The sequence below is a fragment of the Halomonas sp. HK25 genome, assembly GCF_047795635.1.
Classification (GTDB): Bacteria; Pseudomonadota; Gammaproteobacteria; order Pseudomonadales; family Halomonadaceae; genus Halomonas.
The window spans coordinates 4,288,795-4,307,749 of record NZ_CP181044.1 but is presented as its reverse complement, the minus strand read 5'-3'; the positions used below and the strand labels follow the sequence as shown (position 1 = coordinate 4,307,749).

General features: G+C 67.4%; 21 protein-coding genes. 11 read left to right on the top strand and 10 right to left on the bottom strand.

Features of this window, described 5'->3' with window-relative positions; translation table 11 throughout:
* Window positions 1–18 precede the first annotated feature (18 nt).
* Window positions 19–933 (top strand): AEC family transporter, encoded by a 915-nt coding sequence (locus ACM26W_RS20265; protein ID WP_416138756.1) that lies wholly within the window; start codon window positions 19–21, stop codon window positions 931–933.
* A gap of 214 nt (window positions 934–1,147) precedes the next feature.
* On the opposite strand, the gene ACM26W_RS20260 is transcribed toward ACM26W_RS20265, so the two are convergent.
* Window positions 1,148–3,217 carry a diguanylate cyclase gene (locus ACM26W_RS20260; RefSeq protein ID WP_416138755.1) on the bottom strand — a complete coding sequence of 690 codons (2,070 nt, stop codon included), beginning with the start codon at window positions 3,215–3,217 and terminating at the stop codon, window positions 1,148–1,150.
* Window positions 3,218–3,338: 121 nt separating this feature from the next.
* Between ACM26W_RS20260 and ACM26W_RS20255 the strand changes: the two genes are divergently transcribed.
* Complete coding sequence (locus ACM26W_RS20255; protein ID WP_416138754.1) at window positions 3,339–3,926, top strand: biliverdin-producing heme oxygenase; 588 nt, start codon at window positions 3,339–3,341, stop codon at window positions 3,924–3,926.
* Here ACM26W_RS20255 and trmB read toward each other — a convergent pair.
* From trmB to thiS, 3 genes are read right to left on the bottom strand one after another with little or no spacing between them, the layout of a single operon-like run.
* The gene (trmB, locus tag ACM26W_RS20250) at window positions 3,908–4,651 is read right to left on the bottom strand and encodes a tRNA (guanosine(46)-N7)-methyltransferase TrmB (RefSeq protein WP_416138753.1); all 744 of its coding nucleotides are present in this window, start codon (window positions 4,649–4,651) and stop codon (window positions 3,908–3,910) included. The genes ACM26W_RS20255 and trmB overlap by 19 nt on opposite strands.
* 28 nt (window positions 4,652–4,679) lie before the next feature.
* A complete protein-coding gene (locus ACM26W_RS20245; RefSeq protein WP_416138752.1) occupies window positions 4,680–5,477 on the bottom strand; it encodes a thiazole synthase in 798 nt (265 codons plus the stop codon).
* Window positions 5,478–5,524: 47 nt separating this feature from the next.
* On the bottom strand, window positions 5,525–5,725 hold the full coding sequence (gene thiS, locus ACM26W_RS20240) for a sulfur carrier protein ThiS (RefSeq protein ID WP_416138751.1): 201 nt from the start codon (window positions 5,723–5,725) through the stop codon (window positions 5,525–5,527).
* Window positions 5,726–5,867: 142 nt separating this feature from the next.
* On the opposite strand from thiS, the gene ACM26W_RS20235 reads away from it, so the two are divergent.
* A complete protein-coding gene (locus ACM26W_RS20235; RefSeq protein ID WP_416138750.1) occupies window positions 5,868–6,248 on the top strand; it encodes a DUF423 domain-containing protein in 381 nt (126 codons plus the stop codon).
* Here the strand turns inward: ACM26W_RS20235 and ACM26W_RS20230 are convergent, their stop codons facing one another.
* Window positions 6,249–6,662, bottom strand: a complete 414-nt coding sequence (locus ACM26W_RS20230) for a PaaI family thioesterase (RefSeq protein WP_416138749.1) — start codon at window positions 6,660–6,662, stop codon at window positions 6,249–6,251.
* A 201-nt stretch (window positions 6,663–6,863) separates the two neighbouring features.
* The gene (locus ACM26W_RS20225; RefSeq protein ID WP_416138748.1) at window positions 6,864–9,050 is read right to left on the bottom strand and encodes a malate synthase G; all 2,187 of its coding nucleotides are present in this window, start codon (window positions 9,048–9,050) and stop codon (window positions 6,864–6,866) included.
* Window positions 9,051–9,284: 234 nt separating this feature from the next.
* On the opposite strand from ACM26W_RS20225, the gene ACM26W_RS20220 reads away from it, so the two are divergent.
* Together ACM26W_RS20220 and ACM26W_RS20215 are read left to right on the top strand one after the other, a co-directional pair.
* A complete protein-coding gene (locus ACM26W_RS20220; protein ID WP_416138747.1) occupies window positions 9,285–10,271 on the top strand; it encodes an alpha/beta hydrolase in 987 nt (328 codons plus the stop codon).
* Window positions 10,268–10,762 carry a hypothetical protein gene (locus tag ACM26W_RS20215; RefSeq protein ID WP_416138746.1) on the top strand — a complete coding sequence of 165 codons (495 nt, stop codon included), beginning with the start codon at window positions 10,268–10,270 and terminating at the stop codon, window positions 10,760–10,762. Before ACM26W_RS20220 ends, ACM26W_RS20215 begins: the two co-directional genes overlap by 4 nt.
* Before the next feature lie 8 nt (window positions 10,763–10,770).
* Here ACM26W_RS20215 and ACM26W_RS20210 read toward each other — a convergent pair whose 3' ends face one another.
* Together ACM26W_RS20210 and ACM26W_RS20205 are read right to left on the bottom strand one after the other, a co-directional pair.
* Entirely contained in the window at window positions 10,771–12,273 is a 1,503-nt protein-coding gene (locus ACM26W_RS20210) for a YifB family Mg chelatase-like AAA ATPase (RefSeq protein ID WP_416138745.1), read from the bottom strand.
* Between the two features lie 66 nt (window positions 12,274–12,339).
* Window positions 12,340–12,672 carry an accessory factor UbiK family protein gene (locus ACM26W_RS20205; RefSeq protein ID WP_416138744.1) on the bottom strand — a complete coding sequence of 111 codons (333 nt, stop codon included), beginning with the start codon at window positions 12,670–12,672 and terminating at the stop codon, window positions 12,340–12,342.
* Between the two features lie 279 nt (window positions 12,673–12,951).
* Here ACM26W_RS20205 and ACM26W_RS20200 point away from each other — a divergent pair, with 279 nt between their 5' ends.
* From ACM26W_RS20200 to glnK, 3 genes are all read left to right on the top strand, one after another.
* Window positions 12,952–13,290 carry a P-II family nitrogen regulator gene (locus ACM26W_RS20200; protein WP_253447610.1) on the top strand — a complete coding sequence of 113 codons (339 nt, stop codon included), beginning with the start codon at window positions 12,952–12,954 and terminating at the stop codon, window positions 13,288–13,290.
* Window positions 13,291–13,315: 25 nt separating this feature from the next.
* Window positions 13,316–14,566: an ammonium transporter gene (locus ACM26W_RS20195; protein ID WP_416138743.1), complete on the top strand. Its 1,251-nt coding sequence runs from the start codon at window positions 13,316–13,318 to the stop codon at window positions 14,564–14,566.
* Window positions 14,567–14,713: 147 nt separating this feature from the next.
* Window positions 14,714–15,052, top strand: a complete 339-nt coding sequence (glnK, locus tag ACM26W_RS20190) for a P-II family nitrogen regulator (RefSeq protein WP_416138742.1) — start codon at window positions 14,714–14,716, stop codon at window positions 15,050–15,052.
* A 163-nt stretch (window positions 15,053–15,215) separates the two neighbouring features.
* On the opposite strand, the gene ACM26W_RS20185 is transcribed toward glnK, so the two are convergent.
* Window positions 15,216–15,992 carry a ferredoxin--NADP reductase gene (locus tag ACM26W_RS20185; protein ID WP_416138741.1) on the bottom strand — a complete coding sequence of 259 codons (777 nt, stop codon included), beginning with the start codon at window positions 15,990–15,992 and terminating at the stop codon, window positions 15,216–15,218.
* 161 nt (window positions 15,993–16,153) lie between these two features.
* Here ACM26W_RS20185 and ACM26W_RS20180 point away from each other — a divergent pair, with 161 nt between their 5' ends.
* Window positions 16,154–17,080 (top strand): LysR family transcriptional regulator, encoded by a 927-nt coding sequence (locus ACM26W_RS20180; RefSeq protein ID WP_416138740.1) that lies wholly within the window; start codon window positions 16,154–16,156, stop codon window positions 17,078–17,080.
* 63 nt (window positions 17,081–17,143) lie between these two features.
* On the opposite strand, the gene ACM26W_RS20175 is transcribed toward ACM26W_RS20180, so the two are convergent.
* Window positions 17,144–17,572: a host attachment protein gene (locus ACM26W_RS20175; protein WP_416138739.1), complete on the bottom strand. Its 429-nt coding sequence runs from the start codon at window positions 17,570–17,572 to the stop codon at window positions 17,144–17,146.
* A 179-nt stretch (window positions 17,573–17,751) separates the two neighbouring features.
* On the opposite strand from ACM26W_RS20175, the gene ACM26W_RS20170 reads away from it, so the two are divergent.
* Window positions 17,752–18,342 carry a histidine phosphatase family protein gene (locus ACM26W_RS20170; RefSeq protein ID WP_416138738.1) on the top strand — a complete coding sequence of 197 codons (591 nt, stop codon included), beginning with the start codon at window positions 17,752–17,754 and terminating at the stop codon, window positions 18,340–18,342.
* A 129-nt stretch (window positions 18,343–18,471) separates the two neighbouring features.
* Window positions 18,472–18,933, top strand: a complete 462-nt coding sequence (locus ACM26W_RS20165; protein ID WP_416138737.1) for a hypothetical protein — start codon at window positions 18,472–18,474, stop codon at window positions 18,931–18,933.
* The last annotated feature ends 22 nt before the right edge of the window (window positions 18,934–18,955 follow it).

The window sequence follows — 18,955 nt, the reverse complement described above, 5'->3', positions numbered from 1 at the left end:
CCGACCAAGGAGACCACGATGACGGGAGTGGCGAATGCGCTGGGGCCCCTGTTCCTGCTTATCCTGCTGGGCGCCGTGCTGGGCCGGCTGCGCCAACCGGGCGGCGATTTCTGGCCCCAGCTGGAACGGCTGATCTACTTCCTGCTGTTTCCCGCCATGTTGGTGTCGACCCTGGCCACCGCCGACGTCAGCCAGGTGCCGGTGGCACGCTTGGCCGTTGCACTGCTGGGCGCCATGGGCCTGTTCGGCTCCCTGCTATGGGCGCTGCGCAGTTGGCTGGGCCTCGACCCGCCGGCCTTCACGTCGGCCTTTCAGGGGGCCCTGCGCTTCAACACCTACGTGGGCGTCGCCGGGGCCGCTGCCCTGCACGGCACGCCAGGCGCCACCGTGGCCGCCGTGGCCGTGGCACTGATGGTACCGGTGGTCAACGTGCTGTGCGTGTCCAGCTTCATCGCCGCGGGAACACTCGGCACCGGCAGCCTCGCCAAGAGCCTCTCGGCCCTGGCGCGCAATCCCTTGATCCTCGGCTGTCTGATCGGCATCGGCCTGAACGTCAGCGGGATCGGCCTGCCGGGCTGGAGCGCGGACACGGTGGAACTGCTCGGCCGCGCCGCCCTGCCGCTGGGCCTGGTGGCCGTGGGCGTGGCGCTGCGCCCCGAGGCACTGCTGCGGCTCGACCGGGGCGTCTGGGCCACCAACCTCGTCAAGCTGGGGCTGATGCCTGCGCTGGTGCTGGCGCTCGCCCTGGCGCTGGGCCTCGACCCGGTGAGCCGCGACGTGGCGCTGCTGTTCGCCGCCCTGCCCACCGCCACCTCGGCCTATATCCTGGCGCGCCAGCTGGGCGGCGACGCCGAGATGATGGCGGCGCTGATCACCGCCCAGACCCTGCTGGCCATGGCCACCTTGCCCCTGTGGCTGCGCCTGGCGGGCTGACACAGGAACGAATATAAATTGTTCGTATTACTGTTGACGCCAGAAATGAGAATGATTACTCTTTCTTCCAGTGGCGTTGATGAGCCGCCACTGCCAAGGCAGGACCCGCCAGTCTCCTGCCATGGTTTCTCCCTCCTCATTGCTAGTCACGGTCTTGCCGCCGCCCCCAACGGGGCGGCTTTTTTTTGTTCATCGCAGGCTGGGCGGCGCCCTCTTACTGCGACATTTCATGGCCCCGGGTGGCCTGAGCTACCTCGATACGATTGCGTCCCGCTGCCTTGGCCCGATACATCGCCTGATCGGCTCGCGCCACCAGCCGCCGACGATCATCGCCAGGCTGGGCGGCCGTCACTCCCAAGCTGATCGTCACTCCCCCCAGCTCTCCGAGCGACAAGGCGGCGACCCGGCGCCGCAGTCGCTCGGCCAGGACCCGAGCGCCGTCCTGGTCGGTGCTGGTCGCCAGAACGATGAACTCCTCACCACCCCAGCGCCCCATGTTGTCGGCCTCCCGGAGCTCCACCTGCACCGCCCGGGTCACGGCGACCAGAACCTTGTCTCCCGCGGCGTGGCCATGGGTGTCGTTAAAGTGCTTGAAGTGGTCGATATCGAACAGCAGGAGCGAGCAGGGGCGTGTATAACGCTCGGCGGCACACAGCTCGGCATCGATGGCCTGCTCGATCCGATAACGGTTCCAGACGCCCGTCAGATGATCGCTGTAGGCCAGTCGCTGAAGCTGGGCATTCAAGGTGCTGATGGCATGCCCTGAGGCCAGTATGGACAGGTCCTCGGCCAGGCGGCTCGCCGCCCGACTTTCATGGACCCGCCAGGCCTGGCTGTAGCCGCGGACCTCCTCATACCACTGGGCGAAGGAGCGGCGCGGCGTCAAGCGGCCAGCACACAGATCCACGGCCTTGTCGGGCTGGCCTGCCCAGACACGGGTGCTCCGCAACTCCTCGCGAAACAGCAACAACCAGCCGGACGAAGGCAAGGCGATGGGGATCGGCACGGCGAGCAGGCCACACAGGGGCTCGGCATACCACGCTGCCAGCGGGGTCTCGCCGAGTGCCTGGGAGTGCCAGCTACCGCGAGTACCATGATGCTGGGCCAGCCACTGGCACATCGCCCCGAGGGCGGCATCATCGGGCAGGCGCCCCACCCGGGCGATGCCACCGTCCCACAGCATAGCCAGACCGCAGGCCGAGAACAGCGAGAGCCACTGCTCACCATGGCGTGCGAGCACGTCTGCCGGATTCGGGAGTTGCCCCTCATCGCCACTGGCCAGGTCACGGCTGTCATCGATCCGCGCCAGCAGGGCAGCCTCCTCGCGGCTGTGCAGCTGCCCCAGCCAGATCGCACTGTCCTGTACGATGGCCCTCATGGTGTCACGCAGGGCGGGTGAGAGCGGCATCGGCATGCGGGAATGACAGGTAACCAGCCCCCATAGCTTACCCTCCACGTGCATGGCCAGGGAAAGCGCAGCCGCGACGCCCATGTTGGCCAGATAGGTCTGGTGAACGGGGGCGATCGCCCGGAGATATCCGGGAGACAGGTCCAGCCCTGTCGGCGTCAGCCGCTCGCTACCCCCCTTGCGCTCCTCGGGTGCCAGCAGCAGGACCGGGCTGGCGGCCACGTCGGGGAAGCTTCGCACCGGCTGGTGGTCGTAGAGGGCCCTCACCTGGGCGGGGATGTCGCTGGCCGGGAAATGGTGATGAAGGAGGCCCGCGATGTCATCCGAGCGGTTCTCGGCGATCACGCTGCCGTTCCAAGCCTCATCGAACCTGTACACCATCACGCGCTCATGCCCGGAGAGTTTACGCAGCCGCTCGGTCAGCGCTCGGAAGAGGTCGTCAGCCGTCTCCAGACGGGGCAGCATCGCCTGCCACTCGGTCACCACGGCCAGCAACCATGGGTCTTCCTGGATGGCGATCGGCTCCCATTCCAGCACCACTCGATCTTCGCTGCGATAGGGCAGGACATGGAAGCAGCGCATGCGCCCCCGGGACGGGCGACGCACGACCAGGGCGCGAGGATGATAAGCTTCTTCCAAGGCATGGCGGATACGCTCGAGCGCCCCGGCCCCCAGAAGCGTCCGGGGCGTCATGGCCAGCGCCTCCTCGGCGCCAACCCCCAAATAGTCCGACAAATTGGCACTGACCAGCTCTACTGACCGCAGATCTCCCGACAGGGAGACCAGACAACCATGGGGCTGGATACCGCCCGGCGCATGCACAGGCTCCCGCTCACAGTCTTGCAGCAGACGGGCCAGATCATCCGACGTGGTCATCGAGAGCTCCCTGGGGGATAGAATACCCAGCCATGGCTAGGCGGCGTAACCCGGCAGTATGCCTGGCCCTTCCCCCCACTACCATTCCTTCGACTTCTCCCTTCAGGCTGAGGATGACCGCATGAAACAAGCGCTCCCCTTGATCCAGCGGCTCCGTGAAGGCACCCGACACCACCACCGTCGGCTGGATCACCATCCGGAACTGAAACGCCTGACCACGGCCGGACTCACGCCGCGAGACTATGCGCACGCCCTCCAGGCCCTCTATCGTCCTCTGGCCGACCTGGAGGCCTCGATCGAGGCCGGCATCCACGCCCTCGGCATACCACGCCAGACTCTCCCCCCCTCCCGGCTGCCGCTTCTGGCCCAGGACCTGGCCGATGTCGGCATGCCGATCCCGGAATCCCCCCTGGCGGACCCGCCCATCGCCCGCACCCCGGCGACACTGGTGGGACAGCGCTATGTGCTGGAAGGGTCCCGGCTGGGCGGCGAGGTCCTGGCCCGCCTGGTCCGCCAGGCCCTGGGCGCGGAGGTGCCCCTGCGCTTCTTCTCCGTCGGGGAGGCGGCGGCACACTGGACAGCGTTCGTGGACTTCGCCGGACGCTACTGTCCGGCAGGGGAGGAAGCCCGAGCAGTGGAGGCGGCCGGCGCCACCTTCGAGCGGTTTCGGCTCGGGCTCGCCCCTCCCGCTCAGTCCGTGCGGCAGTAGATCAGGTCCCAGACGCCATGGCCCAGCTTCTCGCCGCGGGCCTCGAACTTGGTCAGCGGGCGGAACGCCGGCCGCGGCACGTAGGGAGCGGTCTGGGGCGCCGCGGTGTTGGCATAGCCCGGGGCCGCGTCCATCACCTCGGCCATCCACTCGGCATAGGCCTCCCAGTCGGTGGCCAGATGGAAGGTGCCGCCGACCTTGAGCCCGGTTCGCACCAGTTCCACGAAGGCCGGCTGAACGATACGCCGCTTGTGGTGCTTCTTCTTCGGCCAGGGGTCGGGAAAGAACAGCTGCAGAGTGTCGAGGCTGGCCTCGGGAAGGCACCGCTCCATCACTGCCAGGGCGTCCTCACGGTAGACGCGCAGATTGGTCAGCCCGCGCTTATCGGCCTCGTCGAGCAGCTTGCCCACACCCGGGGCGTGCACCTCGATGCCGATGAAGTCGGTGTCGGGATGGGTTTCGGCCTGCTCGATCAGCGAGGCACCCATGCCGAAGCCGATCTCCACCACCCGCGGCGCGGCACGCCCGAACAGGGTATCCAGGTCCTGGCGGCCCTCGGCCAGGGTCAGGCCCAGCCGCGGCCATATCTCCTCGAGGCCACGGGTCTGGGCCTGGGTCATGCGGCCGGCGCGCAGGACATAGCTCTTGATGCCGCGGCGGTGCAGGGGGGCCTCCGGGCCTTCCGGCCCGGTGGTAGCGTTATCGTCGCGGGGTTGATCACTCATCGGTCGTTACAGCTCTCGATTGGCACAATCAGCCGTTGATACGGCCGGCAAAGGGGGAGGAGGGGTCCGCGCTCTGGCGGCGCGGCATGCGGCCGGCCAGATAGGCTTCGCGGCCCGCCTCAACGGCCTTCTTCATGGCGCTGGCCATCAGCACCGGCTGGCGGGCATGGGCGATGGCGGTGTTCATCAGCACGCCGTCGCAGCCGAGCTCCATGGCCATGGCAGCGTCGGAGGCAGTGCCGATCCCCGCGTCCACCAGCACCGGCACACCGGCCTGCTCGATGATCAGGCGGATGTTGTGGGGGTTCTGGATGCCGTGGCCTGAGCCGATCAGCGAGCCCAGCGGCATGATGGCGCAGCAGCCCAGGCGCTCCAGCTCGCGGGCGACGATGGGGTCGTCGCTGGTATAGACCATGACGTCGAAGCCATCGGCAAGCAGGATCTCGGCGGCCGCCAGGGTCTCTACCACGTTGGGATAGAGGGTCGAGTCGTCGCCCAGCACCTCGAGTTTGACCAGGCTGTGGCCGTCGAGCAGCTCGCGGGCCAGCTTGCAGGTACGCACCGCGTCCTTCGCCGTGTAGCAGCCGGCGGTGTTGGGCAGCAGGGTGTAGCGCTCCGGGGACACCACGTCGAGCAGGTTGGGCTCACCGGGCTCCTGCCCCAGGTTGGTGCGCCGTACCGCGAAGGTGACCACCTCGGCCCCGGAGGCGGCGATCGCCTCGCCGGTCTCGTCGAAGTCCTTGTACTTGCCGGTGCCGACCAGCAGGCGGGAGACGAACTCGCGCCCGGCGATGCGCAGCGGCTGGTCCTGAAAGAAGTCTGTCATCGAGTCTGCCTTCTGTGGTTGTCTTCGCTATGGGGCGCGGGCGGCGTTCAACCGCCGCCGATGGCGTGCACCACCTCGACCCGGTCACCCTCGACCAGGGGGGTGGCGGCATGTTCGCTGCGGGGCACGATCTCTTCGTTCACCTCCACGGCGATGCGGCGGCCGGTGAGTCCCAGCGACTCGACCAGCGCGGCTACCGTGAGGCCGGGCGCCAGGGTGCGCGCCTCGCCATTGAGCTGGATCTGCATGGCGTTCTCTGTGCTGTCGTTGCTCTCGTTGTCAGGCCCGCCGCCGAATCGCCTGGCGGGTGGAAATCGCGGGGAACCATTGTAGCCGAGTCCGACCGGGCGGGGTACGGTGGCGGCCATGACGCCACATGAGGAAAACGAGATGCAGGATAAGGGCTGGTGGTTGGGGGCGGCGCTGTCGGGTGCTGTGGTGGTGATGGCGGGGGCCTTCGGCGCCCACGCTCTGGAGGGGCAGCTGGCCCCGCGCCTGGCGACGGCCTTCGAGACCGGGGTGCGCTACCAGGCCTGGCACACCCTGGCGTTGCTGGCCGTGCTGGCCTCGCGTGTCACCACGCCGCTGGCAGGGCAGCGGCTGACCATGGGGCTGTGGGCGGCGGGCATGCTGTGCTTCTCGGGCTCGCTCTATGCCATGGCGCTGACCGGCCTGGGCGGGCTGGGCATGATCACCCCCTTCGGCGGGATGCTCTTGATCGCCGGCTGGCTGGCGCTGGCGTTCTGTGTGATCAGGGCGCCCCGCGGCTGATCACTCCGGGTCCGGCAGGGCATAGGTGGCGGTCACCAGCGCCACCGGCTCCTCATTGCCCGCGGAGAAGAGCTGCACCTCACCCACCGCCAGGCGCCGGCCCAGCTTGAGGATGCGGGCGGTGGCGATGATGTCGCGGTCGCCCCGCGGGCGGCGCAGGAAACGGCAGTGCAGGTCGCTGGTGACCGCCATGGGCTCGGGGCCGATCTGGGCGAGGATCGCCACGTAAAGGCACACATCGGCCAACCCCATCAGGGTGGGCCCTGAAACACTGGCACCGGGGCGCAGGTGGTCGTCGTCGATGGCCAGACTCATGGTGGCGCGCATGTGATCGACGGCCTCGATGGTCCCGATACGCTGGGGGAATACCTCGTCGAGGAAGTCCTCGATGGTGGCGGCGGTCATCAGGGTCATCGGCGGGTTCCTTGCAGTGGATGGGGGGAATTGACGCTTGCGTCAACATAACCGAAAGCGCCCCGGGCAGGTACCCGGGGCGCTACGAGCTCATACACGCAAAATGCAGAAGTCAATCAAGGCTGTTTCGGCGACAGGCCTATATATACGGGGGGCTGTGCCCCCCTCCTGGACCTATCCCCGACGCCTTTCATTGCAGTCTTACTTCGCCTTGTGCACGGCGCGCCAGTGGTGCAGCAGCGGCTCTGTGTAGCCGGCGGGCTGCACGCGGCCCTTGAAGATCAGGTCGCTGGCGGCCTGGAAAGCGCTGGAATCCTCGTAGTTCGCGCTCATCGGCGTATAGGTGGGGTCGTCCGCGTTCTGCTGGTCGACCACCTTGGCCATGCGCTCCAGGGTCTCCTGGACCCGCGCGGCATCCACCACGCCGTGGTGCAGCCAGTTGGCGATATGCTGGCTGGAGATGCGCAGGGTGGCGCGGTCTTCCATCAGGCCCACGTCGTGGATGTCCGGCACCTTGGAGCAGCCCACCCCGTGCTCGACCCAGCGCACCACGTAGCCGAGGATGCCCTGGCAGTTGTTGTCGAGCTCCTGCTGGAGCTCCTCGTCGCTCCACTGCGGTGACTCGGCCACCGGCACGCTCAGTAGGTCATCCAGGAGCTTTTCAAGAAGGGCAGGCTCGCCCTGGGCCTCCAACTCGCGCTGGATGACGGTGACATCCACCTGGTGGTAGTGCAGGGCATGCAGGGTGGCGGCGGTGGGCGACGGCACCCAGGCGGTATTGGCGCCTGCCTTGGGGTGGCCGATCTTCTGCTCCAGCATGGCGGCCATCAGGTCCGGCATGGCCCACATGCCCTTGCCGATCTGGGCGCGGCCACGCAGACCGCAGGCCAGGCCGACCTGGACGTTGTTCTTCTCGTAGGCCTGGATCCAGGCGGCGCCCTTCATGTCGCCCTTGCGGATCATCGGGCCCGCCTCCATGGCAGTGTGCATCTCGTCGCCGGTGCGGTCGAGGAAGCCGGTGTTGATGAACACCACGCGGGAGGCGGCTTCGGCGATACACGCCTTGAGGTTCACTGTGGTGCGACGCTCCTCATCCATGATGCCCATCTTGAGGGTGTCGCGGCCCATGCCCAGCAGGTCCTCGACGCGGCCGAAGAGTTCGCTGGAGAAGGCCACTTCCTTCGGGCCGTGCATCTTGGGCTTGACGATGTACACGGAGCCTTCGCGGGAGTTGCGCGGCTCCCCCTCGCCCTTCCTGAGGTCGTGCAGGGCGAGCAGGCCGGTGACGATCCCGTCGAGGATGCCCTCGGGAAGCTCGTTACCCTCGGTATCGAGCACCGCCGGGGTGGTCATCAGGTGGCCGACGTTGCGCACGAACATCAGCGAGCGGCCCGGCAGGGTCAGGGTGCCGCCGTCCGGTGTGGTGAACTCGCGGTCGGCGTGCAGGCGGCGAGTGATGAACTTGTCGCCCTTCTCCACCTGCTCTTCCAGGTCGCCCTTCATCAAGCCCAGCCAGTTGCCGTAGACGCCCACCTTGTCCTCGGCGTCTACCGCGGCCACGGAGTCCTCGCAGTCCATGATGGTGGTCAGCGCCGCCTCGACCACGACATCCTTGACGCCGGCCGGGTCGGTCTTGCCGATCGGGTGGCTCGGGTCGATCTGGATCTCCAGGTGCAGGCCGTGATTGACCAGCAGGACCGAATCGGGGTTGGCCGCCTCACCGGTGTATCCCACCAGCTTGCCGGGGTCCTTGAGACCGGTCTCGCGGCCGCCTTCCAGGGTCACCACCAGGTGGCCGTCACGCAGGGCATACTTGACGGCATCGCGGTGGGAGCCGGTGGCCAGCGGGGCCGCACGGTCGAGCACGCCGCGGGCGTAGGCGATCACCTTCTCGCCGCGCTTGGGGTTGAAGCGGGATCCCTTCTCGGCGCCGTCCGCCTCGGAGATGGCATCGGTGCCGTAGAGGGCGTCGTAGAGGCTGCCCCAGCGCGCGTTGGCGGCATTCAGCGCATAGCGCGCATTGTTGACCGGCACCACCAGCTGGGGGCCGGCCTGGACGGCGATCTCGCGGTCGACGTTGGTGGTGGTCACAGCAACCTTGGCGGGGGCATCGGCTAGATAGCCGATCTCCTTGAGGAAGGCACGATAGGCGGGCATATCGCCCACCGGGCCAGGGTTTTCGCGATGCCAGGCGTCGAGCTGCTCTTGCAGGCGGTCGCGTTCGGCGAGCAGTTCGCGGTTCCTCGGGGTCAAATCATGAAAGAGGGCATCGACGCCGGCCCAGAACGCCTCGGCATCGACGCCGGTGCCCGGGAGTGCCTGCTCGCTGATGAAGCGGTCCAGCTCGGCGGCCACCTGAAGGCGATGGCGAGTAACACGTTGGGTCATGGTGGATCTCCTCGTGCTTGGCAGCCGGCGGGTCGCACGCCAGGCTGCCGGGACAGGGGTGAAATGACTGCGTGATCACGATTTTGTGGAAAATACTTCCACGTGTAAACCCGAAAAGCGCGGGGATCGCACGCAGCTAGACCAAAAGATAAGGCAGGGGCGGGCCAGGCGCCCGCTTTACATGGTGCCGGCCCACGCTTGGGGCTAGCATTGTGGGGCGCCGCGGAGAATACGATGAGCGACTTCACCCCACTGCAGGCGCTGGGTCCCGTTCGGCTGGTTACACCGGCCGAGGCGGAACTCGGCGACGACCACCTGGAACGCTACCTGGGCCACTACGGCCTGACGCCCCTGCTCGCCGAGCATGTAGGGCTCTACGTGGGCTACGTGGATGCCCGGGACTTCCGCCTCTGGACCCAGGTATGGAGCCCCGCAGAGCCGGTTGGCACCGCCTTCGTGGTGCACGGCTACTTCGACCACCTGGGACTCTACCGCCACCTGCTGGAGCGTCTGCTGGAACGCCGCTGGCGCGTGGTCCTCTGGGACCTTCCCGGCCATGGGCTCTCCAGCGGAGCTCGCGCCTCCATCGACGATTTCGACGACTACGGGAGTTGCCTGCATGCCCTTCAGCAGCACCTGGAGGAGGAGGGCCTCGCCCCACGCCCCTGGATCGGCGTGGGCCAGAGCACCGGGGCAGCGATCCTGGCCACCGATGCGCTGACCCGCGGTGACGACGGCCACTGGGCCGGCCTGGCCCTGCTGGCCCCGCTGGTGCGCCCCTGGGGCTGGAACCAGTCCAGCTGGCTGCACCTGCTGGTGGGCCCCTTCGTGCGCTCCATCCCGCGCAAGTTCCGCGCCAACTCCACCGACGCCGACTTCGCCGATTTCCTGCGCGATGGCGACCCGCTGCAGTCCGACCGCGTCGCCATCGGCTGGGTCAGCGCCATGCGCCGCTGGATGCCGCGGCTGCTCGCCCTGCCCCCCAATCCGGTGAAGACTCTGATCCTGCAGGGCGAACAGGACCTGACGGTAGACTGGGAGTGGAACCTGGCCGTGCTGGAACGCAAGTTCCCCAATGCCGAAATCCACCGCCACCCCGAGGCGCGCCACCACCTGGTCAACGAGGCGGAACCGATTCGCCAGTCGCTCTTCGACACCCTGGACCGCTTCATCGACTCCCTGGAGCCCACCGCCTCCCGACTGGAGACCGACACCCCATGAACGCTCGCCGCCCCTTTCCGCTGGCCCTGCTGCTTGTCCCCCTGCTGCTGGCCGGCTGCGCCGCCGCTCCCGACCGTCCCGAGACCCTGCGCCAGGCGCTGCTCAATCTGGGCGAACGCGCCGCCAGCCGCGTGATAGGGGCCCCCGCCCTGCCACAACCGCCCGCCGACCTGGTGCTGCTGCTGGCTGCCCCGGAGGTCAACGGCGAACTCGGCATCGGCCAGGAGCGCTTTCGGGAGAGCCTGACCCGGGCGCTGCTGGCGGTGAGCGATGGCCCCCAGGTGCTGGACTGGACCGAGAGCATGGGTACCGGGGGCGGCGCCAATCAATGGCGCCTGGAGAGCCGCCTGATGGCCGACGGCCCCCGCCTGCGGCTCTCTGACCGGGAGCTTCTCCCCTACCGGCTGACCCTGGTGCTGCGACGACCGGACGGCGAGTCGGTGATGTGGGAGGAGAGCCTGCAGGGTGCCCTGGATGCCTCGGCGCTCTAGCCGGTTCCCTACCCCTTGAGCAATCGATCCAGCTGGCGATAGCCGATTGCCTCGATCAGCTGTTCCCGGGCCGGCTTCGGTTCGCCCGCCAGATCGGCCAGGGTCAGGGCCACTCGCAGCACCCGGTGATAGGCCCGCGCCGAGAGCCTGAGGCGCTCCAGCACCTGCGCCAGCCAGGCACGATCGGCGACGCACAGATCGCAGGCCGCTTCCAGCTCCCGTCCCGCCAGGTGGGCATTGAGCGCACCCCGCGCCAGCTGACGCTCCCGGGCCGCCACCACGCGCCCTCGCACGATCGCCGAGGACTCCCCCGTGATGGCCGCGGTGAGCTGCTCCGGCGGCAGTGCCGGCACCTCCACCTGCAGGTCGATGCGGTCGAGCAGAGGCCCGGATAGCCGAGCCTGGTAGCGCTGTATCTGGGCCGCGGTGCAGTGGCAGGCCTGACGGGGGTCGCCCAGGTGACCGCAGGGGCAGGGATTCATGGCCGCCACCAGCTGGAAGCGGGCCGGGAAGCGGCGCTGATGGCTGGCCCGGGCGATATGGATCTGGCCCGACTCCATGGGCTCACGCATGACCTCCAGCACATGGCGCGAGAACTCAGGCAGCTCGTCCAGGAACAGCACCCCGCGATGGGCCAACGAGATCTCCCCGGGGCGGGGTTTCGAGCCACCCCCGACCAGGGCCACGGCGCTGGCCGTGTGATGCGGCGCCCGAAAGGGCCGCCGCCCCCACTCGGCGGCCAGCGGCAGGCCGCTGACCGAGCGCACCGCCGCCACCTCCAGGGCCTCCTCCTCGGTCAGCGGCGGCAGGATGCCCGGCAGGCGGCTGGCGAGCATGGTCTTGCCGGTGCCCGGTGGCCCGGAAAAAAGCAGATTGTGTGACCCAGCGGCAGCCACCTCCAGGGCGCGTCGCGCCTGATATTGGCCGCGCACCTCGGCGAGGTCGGGCAACGATGTCGACGCCTCCGGCGGGCGCGACAGGCGGTGGGGAGCGATGGGCGACTGCCCCAGCAGGTGGGCGACCACCTCGAGGAGATGGTCGGCGGGCAGCACCTCGAGGTCGCCCGCGAGCGCCGCCTCATCGGCGTTGACCCGGGGCACGATCAGACGGCGCAGGGCACGACGAGTGGCCATGGCCAGGGGCAGCACACCAGAGATCGGGCGCAGGCCACCGTCCAGGGCCAATTCGCCGACGCTCTCGGTGTCCTGCAGGGCATTGGGGGGAAGCTGTCCGGAGGCCAGCAGTAGCCCCAGGGCGATGGGCAAATCGAAGCGACCGCCCTCCTTGGGCAGGTCGGCGGGCGCCAGATTGAGGGTGATGCGGCGCAAGGGGTAGTCGAAACCGGCGTTGACCAGGGCGCTGCGCACTCGCTCGCGACTCTCCTTCACGGCCGTCTCGGGCAGGCCGACCAGAGTCATCCCCGGCAGGCCGTTGGCCAGGTGGACCTCAACCTGCACCTCGGGGGCCTCGAGACCGAGGCCCGCACGGGTATGGACAATCGCCAGCGTCATGGGCGTTCCCTCGCCTGGAATCTTGCCCTAAGGCTAGCCCAGGGAACAGCGGGCTGCCCGGGAGGCTCAGCGGCCAGCTTCGCCCCCGCCGGCGTCCTCCTCGGGGGTCGCGGCGTCGGAGGCGGCGGCTGATACTGCCGGCACCTCAGCGGTGCGCTCCTCGATCAGCGTCTCCAGCGCCGCCACCTGCGTCTCCAGTGCCTCCACCCGGGCGCGGGTACGCTGCAGGACGTCCATCAGGATGTCGAAGTCCTCCCGGGAGACCAGCTCCAGGCGGTCGAAGGCGCCCTTAACCACCTGCTGAATGCCCTTCTGCACCTCTTCCGGCGCCTGGGACGCGCCCTGCAGGCGCTCGCCGATCTGCTGGGCCAGTCGGCTGATACGGTCATGGCTCACCATGGGTCTCTCCTGAACGAGTGAAATGCCGATAACAGGATACGCATCGCTCGCCGCGAACGCATGTCCTACCGATGCGCCAGGATGGCGCACCTGCACCAGGGCCAGGCACCAGCACGGTGCAACGGCCCCACTCCCCTTCCGCAAGGCACCGGACGGAAGGCCGAAGCACCTTTTCAAAAGCATGTTTTTACTGGCATTAACCAGGAAATGGCACGTTTTGCGCAGTGACAGATCATGCGGCCGCCGGGCCGATACCCAACGCAACCGGGGAGACATGGGATGAAACTCATCACCGCCATCATCAAGCCATTCAAGCTCGACGACGTCCGCGAGGCGCTGGCCGATAACGGCGTCCAGGGCATCACCGTCACCGAGGTCAAGGGCTTCGGCCGCCAGAAGGGTCACACCGAGCTCTACCGCGGCGCCGAGTACGTCGTCGACTTCCTGCCCAAAGTCAAGGTGGAGGTGGCCGTGGACGACAGTCGCCTGGAAACCGTATTGGATGCCATCTGCAGCGCCGCCAACAGCGGCAAGATCGGCGACGGCAAGGTCTTCGTGACACCACTGGAGGACGTGATCCGCATCCGCACCGGTGAACGCGGTCCCGACGCCGTTTGATTGCCCACTGTCTGGAGAGACTGCCATGAGTGAACTGACAGAGCTGAGCTACGCGCTCGATACCTTCTACTTCCTGATCTGCGGTATCCTGGTGATGTGGATGGCCGCCGGCTTCTCGATGCTCGAGGCCGGCCTGGTGCGCTCCAAGAATACCGCCGAGATCCTCATCAAGAACGTGTCCCTGTTCGCCATCGCTTGCACCATGTACCTGCTGGTGGGCTACTACATCATGTACTCCAGCCCCGAAGGCGGCATCCTGCCCAACCTGGGCTTCCTGCTGGGCGCCGAGAACAGCGCTGACGCGGTGCTGGCCGGCGGCGATGACGCTCCCTACTACTCCATGCGCGCCGACTACTTCTTCCAGGTGGTGTTCGTGGCCACCGCCATGTCCATCGTCTCGGGGGCCGTGGCCGAGCGCATGAAGCTGTGGGCCTTCCTGGCCTTCGCCGTGGTGATGACCGCCGTCATCTACCCGGTCTCCGGCTTCTGGACCTGGGGCGGCGGCTGGCTCGACGCCGCCGGCTTCTCCGACTTCGCCGGCTCCGGCATCGTGCACATGGCAGGCGCCGCTGCGGCCCTGGCCGGCGTGCTGATCCTCGGCCCGCGCAAGGGCAAGTACGGCAAGGACGGCAGCATCTACGCTATCCCCGGTGCCAACCTGCCGCTGGCCACCCTGGGCACCCTGATCCTGTGGATGGGCTGGTTCGGCTTCAACGGCGGCTCCGAGCTCAAGGTCTCCGACATCGACTCCGCCAACAACGTCGCCCAGGTGCTGGTCAACACCAATGCCGCGGCCGCCGGCGGCGTGATCGCCGCCCTGATCCTGGCCAAGCTGTGGTTCCGCAAGGCCGATCTGACCATGACCCTCAACGGCGCCCTGGCCGGCCTGGTGGCCATTACCGCCGAACCGCTGGCCCCCTCCGCGCTGAGCGCCGCCCTGATCGGTGCTGTGGGTGGCATCATCGTGGTGGTCGCCATCGTGAGTCTGGACAAGCTGAAGATCGACGACCCGGTCGGTGCCATCTCGGTGCACGGCGTGGTCGGCATCTGGGGCCTGCTGGCCGTGCCGCTGACCAACGGTGACGCCACCTTCGGCGCCCAGCTGCTCGGCATCGTCGGCATCTTCGCCTGGGTCTTCGGCGCCAGCCTGCTCGTCTGGGTGATCCTCAAGGCGGTGATGGGCATCCGCGTCAGCGAAGAAGAAGAATACGAAGGCGTCGACCTGGCCGAGTGCGGCATGGAGGCCTACCCCGAGTTCAGCGTCGCCAAGAAATGAGGGCGGCGTGCACCGAGTGAGCTGGCGTGCTCCTCCTGGCCCCTTCGGGGGCCTTTTTTCATCCCGCCCGCCGCGGTGTATGCTAGAGAGCAATCAGGCGCACGCGGGTGGCCCGGCCACCGCACCGAACAGACGAGGAGTCCGACCATGAAACTGGTGACCGCCATCATCAAGCCCTTCAAGCTCGACGACGTGAGGGAGTCCCTCTCCGAGATCGGCGTCCAGGGGATCACCGTGACCGAAGTGAAAGGGTTCGGCCGTCAGAAGGGCCACACCGAGCTCTACCGCGGTGCCGAGTACGTGGTGGACTTCCTGCCCAAGGTGAAGCTGGAGGTGGCCATTGACGACGACATGGCCGAGAAGGTGATCGACGCCATCACCAGCGTCGCCAACACCGGGAAGATCGGCGACGGCAAGATCTTCGTCACCCCGCTCGAGCAGGTGATCCGCATCCGCACCGGCGAGACGGGGAAAGATGCCGTCTGACAGCTGGAAGCTGGAAGCTGGAAGCTGGAAGCTGGAAGCTGGAAGACAGCCTAAATAGCACCGCCTCCGTGGCAAGGCCACGGAGGCGGTTTTTCTTCCAGCTTCAGGCTTCCAGGCGCGAAGCGCCGCTCTTCAAGCTCCAGCCCCGGCGAAGCCGGGCGGGTTATTTCTCCACAAACGCCCGCTCGATCACGTAGTCGCCGGGCTCGCCCATGCGCGGGGAGATCTTGAAGCCCAGGTCATCGAGCACCGCGCTGGTCTCGTCGAGCATGGCCGGGCTGCCGCAGATCATGGCGCGGTCCTGCTTGGGATCCATGGGCGGCAGACCGGTGTCCTCGAAGAGCTTGCCGGTGCGAATATGGTCGGTGAGGCGCCCCATGGTGTGGAACTCTTCGCGAGTCACCGTGGGGTAGTAGACCAGCTTCTCGGCAATCTCCTCGCCGAGGTACTCGTGGGCCGGTAGCTCGTTCTGGATGAAGTCGGCGTAGGCCAGCTCGCTGACGCTGCGGACGCCGTGCACCAGCACCACTTTCTCGAAGCGCTCGAAGACTTCCGGATCCTGGATCAGGCTCATGAAGGGCGCGAGCCCCGTCCCCGTCGACAGGAAATACAAGTTGCGGCCCGGCAGCAGGTCGTCGGTGACCAGAGTGCCGGTGGGCTTACGGCTGACCATGATCTGGTCGCCCACCTTGAGGTGCTGCAGCCGCGAGGTCAGCGGGCCATCCGGCACCTTGATGCTGAAGAACTCGAGGTGGTCCTCGTAGTTGGGACTGGCGATGGAATAGGCGCGCATCAGCGGTTTGCCGGCCACCTCCAGGCCGATCATCACGAACTGACCGTTCTTGAAGCGCAGGCTGCGCTCGCGGGTGGTACGGAAGCTGAACAGGGTGTCGTTCCAGTGGTGGACGCTGAGCACTTCTTCCAGGGCAAACTTACTCATGCCGGCTCCTTGTATTCCCGAAGGACTTTATATTCCAAAAAGAAATAGATGAATGGATAATATTTGCATTGAATTCTAAGGGAAAGAGCGTTATCTGTTAAATGGATTGTATGGATAACGCTTATCTATTTTATTGATATAGATCATGGGAGCCTTTCGCCATGCGTTTCACCCTGCGTCAGCTGGAGGTCTTCGTCGCCGTAGCCCAACACGAGAGCGTTTCCCGAGCGGCCCGGGTCCTGGCGCTCTCCCAGTCTGCGGCAAGCACGGCCCTGGCCGAGCTGGAGCGCCAGTTCGACTGCCAACTGCTGGATCGCATCGGCAAGCGCCTGAAGCTCAACGCCCTGGGCTTCCAGTTGCTCCCCAAGGCGGTGGCCCTGCTCGACCGCGCCGAGGAAGTGGAGGAGCTGCTGCGCGGCCGTCAGGGCATCGGCACCCTGGATGTGGGCGCCACTCTGACCATCGGCAACTACCTGGCCACCCTCCTGATCGGCGACTTCATGCAGCGCTTCCCCGGCAGCCGGGTGCGACTGGCGGTGCGCAACACCCGCGCCATCATCGAGGGCGTGCGCCACCATGAGCTGGACCTGGGGCTGATCGAGGGGCACTGCGAGGCGGAGGACGTCATCACCCAGCCCTGGGTGGAGGACGATCTGTCGGTGTTCTGCTCACCGCGTCACCCCCTCGCGGGCGGCGGCCCGGTGGAACTGGAGCGGCTGCTGCGCGAGGCCTGGATCATGCGCGAGCAGGGCTCGGGCACCCGCCTGACCCTGGAGCAGGCGGCTCGCCATCGCCGCGGCCGCTTCAACGTGCTGCTGGAACTCGAGCACACCGAGGGCATCAAGCGCGCCGTGGAGTCGGGGCTGGGTATCGGCTGCGTATCGAAGCTGGCGCTGCGCGATGCCTTTCGGCGTGGCAGCCTGGTACCGATTCCCACGCCGGAGCTCGACCTGAGCCGCCAGTTCGCCTTCATCTGGCACCGCCACAAGTACCTGGCCACCGGCATGCGCGAGTTCCTCAAGCTGTGCCGACAGATGACCGCGGGCATCACCCGCAGCGACCAGATTACCCTGCCACCGGTGCCCTAAGGGCCGAACGACAGAGCCCGGCACCTCTGCCCGACCCTGTCGCTGCGAATGACGGGGATGGCGTCAGCGCATATCGCTGACCGCCTCCTGGATATCCTCGAGGGTGGACTTGGAGAGGTCCTTGGCCAGGGAGTGGATGACCAACTTGGTCGTGGGGCCGTCGAGCTTCTCGCGCAGCTGACCCAGGAAGCGCGGCGGCGCCACCAGGATCAGCTTCTGCAGGGTGTTGTCGACCCGAGCCCGGTAGATGCGCTCGGCCACCTCCTTGGCAAAGATCGTCTCCTCATGTGTACGGGCGGTATTCTCGCCGCCGGAGGAGCGGGCCGAGTTCGAGGTCGACTCATGCACATCGGCGCCGCGGTCGGTCACCAGATCGCCCTCATGCAGCCGGCTGGCCGCATGCACCAGGCTCTCCTGCTCGACCAGCTTGAGCGCGTCGCGGGTGAAGATCCGCGCCCGTGCTGCGTCTGCCACCACGATATACGTCGTCATAGCCACTCCTAGATGCAGGTTCTTCCGATACCGGGGCCACAAGCCCCGGCCGCACTACTCCCTCAACATTGGCAAGCGACCCGGGGCTGGTCAACCTGCCAGAACCGTGCTGCGGGAGGAACTGCACAGGCGCTTGATCTGGGGTAGCATCCGGAGTTCTCCATCGAACCGGTCACCGCATGTCGACTCCTCCCCTCAACGCTCGGCAACCCCGCCGTAACCGCTATCTGCTGATGCGCCACGGGCACAGTGAGGCCAACGCCAGCGGCCTTATCATCAGTCGCCCGGAGCGGGGCCTGTCAGGCTTCGGGCTTTCGCGCCAGGGCCATGCCCAGCTGGAAGGCTTGCTGGCTGACTGGCGCTGGCCGCTACCCGATCGCCTGCTGCACTCCGATTTCCGCCGCACCGCCGAGACGGCCGAGTGGGTCGGCCGGCACTTCGGCCTTCCGCTGAGCCCTCATGCCGGGCTTCGCGAGCGCAGTTTCGGCGAACTCGAAGGCCTGTCGGATGGCTGCTACGCAGACGTCTGGACCCTGGACGCCGACGACCCTCGGCATCAGGCCTTCGGCGTGGAAAGCGTTACCAGCGTGGCAGATCGCATGCTTGCCGTGATCGCGGCCCTGGAAGTCGAGACCCATGGGGAAACCATCCTGCTGGTGAGCCACGGCGATCCGCTGCAGATTCTGCTCACCGCCCTGGAGGGGCGCCCGCTGAGCGCTCATCGCAACCGCGAGCCGCTGCCCCCGGCCAGCATCACACCGCTTTCGTGATGCTCTCGTGACGCTCGGGTTGATGGTCACCATGGCTGCAGCCGAGCACCATCTGGGGTAGCATCCTGACTGAGCCGGCAGGGATGTCGGCGCGCCTCATCGCCACGATGTGCCACCGGGAGGACCCCGATGCAACAGTTCCTGTTTCCCCGCCGCCCGCTGTCCCGCGGCACCCTGCTCTTCTGTCACCTGCTGCTGCAGCTCGGCCTTGCGGCTGGCGCCGTCCTGTGGCTGGCACCCCGCACCCCCTGGCTTGCGCCACAGGGCTGGGCCGAGGCCTGGCCACCGCTGGCCCTCGGCGGGGGCCTGTGGCTGCTGGCCGCGGTGGCCCTGCGGCTGGTCGCCGAGCTGTTGCTGCTGCCCCACCACCTGGCCAGTAACCTGGGCGCCGGGCCGGTGATCACCCGCTCCTGGGAACGCCGCCCCGCAGTCCATGACCCGAATGCCGCCTGGACCAGCGACGCCCGGGCGATGGACCCCGACGACAGCACGGTCGGCACAGCTCGGGTGCGCCGGCCGGCCGAGCGGCTGCGCGCCCGGGAGCCCTCGCTGGATCTCGGCGAGGGCGTGTCCCGGGAACCCGAGCGCTAGCTGTGTACACCCACCAGGTCGT

What these genes read in the sequence shown, in the direction of transcription:
- ACM26W_RS20265 (WP_416138756.1), top strand. Translation starts at nt 19, where the DNA reads ATGACGGGAGTGGCGAATGCGCTGGGGCCCCTGTTCCTGCTTATCCTG.
- ACM26W_RS20260 (WP_416138755.1), bottom strand. Translation starts at nt 3,217, where the DNA reads ATGACCACGTCGGATGATCTGGCCCGTCTGCTGCAAGACTGTGAGCGG.
- ACM26W_RS20255 (WP_416138754.1), top strand. Translation starts at nt 3,339, where the DNA reads ATGAAACAAGCGCTCCCCTTGATCCAGCGGCTCCGTGAAGGCACCCGA.
- trmB (WP_416138753.1), bottom strand. Translation starts at nt 4,651, where the DNA reads ATGAGTGATCAACCCCGCGACGATAACGCTACCACCGGGCCGGAAGGC.
- ACM26W_RS20245 (WP_416138752.1), bottom strand. Translation starts at nt 5,477, where the DNA reads ATGACAGACTTCTTTCAGGACCAGCCGCTGCGCATCGCCGGGCGCGAG.
- thiS (WP_416138751.1), bottom strand. Translation starts at nt 5,725, where the DNA reads ATGCAGATCCAGCTCAATGGCGAGGCGCGCACCCTGGCGCCCGGCCTC.
- ACM26W_RS20235 (WP_416138750.1), top strand. Translation starts at nt 5,868, where the DNA reads ATGCAGGATAAGGGCTGGTGGTTGGGGGCGGCGCTGTCGGGTGCTGTG.
- ACM26W_RS20230 (WP_416138749.1), bottom strand. Translation starts at nt 6,662, where the DNA reads ATGACCCTGATGACCGCCGCCACCATCGAGGACTTCCTCGACGAGGTA.
- ACM26W_RS20225 (WP_416138748.1), bottom strand. Translation starts at nt 9,050, where the DNA reads ATGACCCAACGTGTTACTCGCCATCGCCTTCAGGTGGCCGCCGAGCTG.
- ACM26W_RS20220 (WP_416138747.1), top strand. Translation starts at nt 9,285, where the DNA reads ATGAGCGACTTCACCCCACTGCAGGCGCTGGGTCCCGTTCGGCTGGTT.
- ACM26W_RS20215 (WP_416138746.1), top strand. Translation starts at nt 10,268, where the DNA reads ATGAACGCTCGCCGCCCCTTTCCGCTGGCCCTGCTGCTTGTCCCCCTG.
- ACM26W_RS20210 (WP_416138745.1), bottom strand. Translation starts at nt 12,273, where the DNA reads ATGACGCTGGCGATTGTCCATACCCGTGCGGGCCTCGGTCTCGAGGCC.
- ACM26W_RS20205 (WP_416138744.1), bottom strand. Translation starts at nt 12,672, where the DNA reads ATGGTGAGCCATGACCGTATCAGCCGACTGGCCCAGCAGATCGGCGAG.
- ACM26W_RS20200 (WP_253447610.1), top strand. Translation starts at nt 12,952, where the DNA reads ATGAAACTCATCACCGCCATCATCAAGCCATTCAAGCTCGACGACGTC.
- ACM26W_RS20195 (WP_416138743.1), top strand. Translation starts at nt 13,316, where the DNA reads ATGAGTGAACTGACAGAGCTGAGCTACGCGCTCGATACCTTCTACTTC.
- glnK (WP_416138742.1), top strand. Translation starts at nt 14,714, where the DNA reads ATGAAACTGGTGACCGCCATCATCAAGCCCTTCAAGCTCGACGACGTG.
- ACM26W_RS20185 (WP_416138741.1), bottom strand. Translation starts at nt 15,992, where the DNA reads ATGAGTAAGTTTGCCCTGGAAGAAGTGCTCAGCGTCCACCACTGGAAC.
- ACM26W_RS20180 (WP_416138740.1), top strand. Translation starts at nt 16,154, where the DNA reads ATGCGTTTCACCCTGCGTCAGCTGGAGGTCTTCGTCGCCGTAGCCCAA.
- ACM26W_RS20175 (WP_416138739.1), bottom strand. Translation starts at nt 17,572, where the DNA reads ATGACGACGTATATCGTGGTGGCAGACGCAGCACGGGCGCGGATCTTC.
- ACM26W_RS20170 (WP_416138738.1), top strand. Translation starts at nt 17,752, where the DNA reads ATGTCGACTCCTCCCCTCAACGCTCGGCAACCCCGCCGTAACCGCTAT.
- ACM26W_RS20165 (WP_416138737.1), top strand. Translation starts at nt 18,472, where the DNA reads ATGCAACAGTTCCTGTTTCCCCGCCGCCCGCTGTCCCGCGGCACCCTG.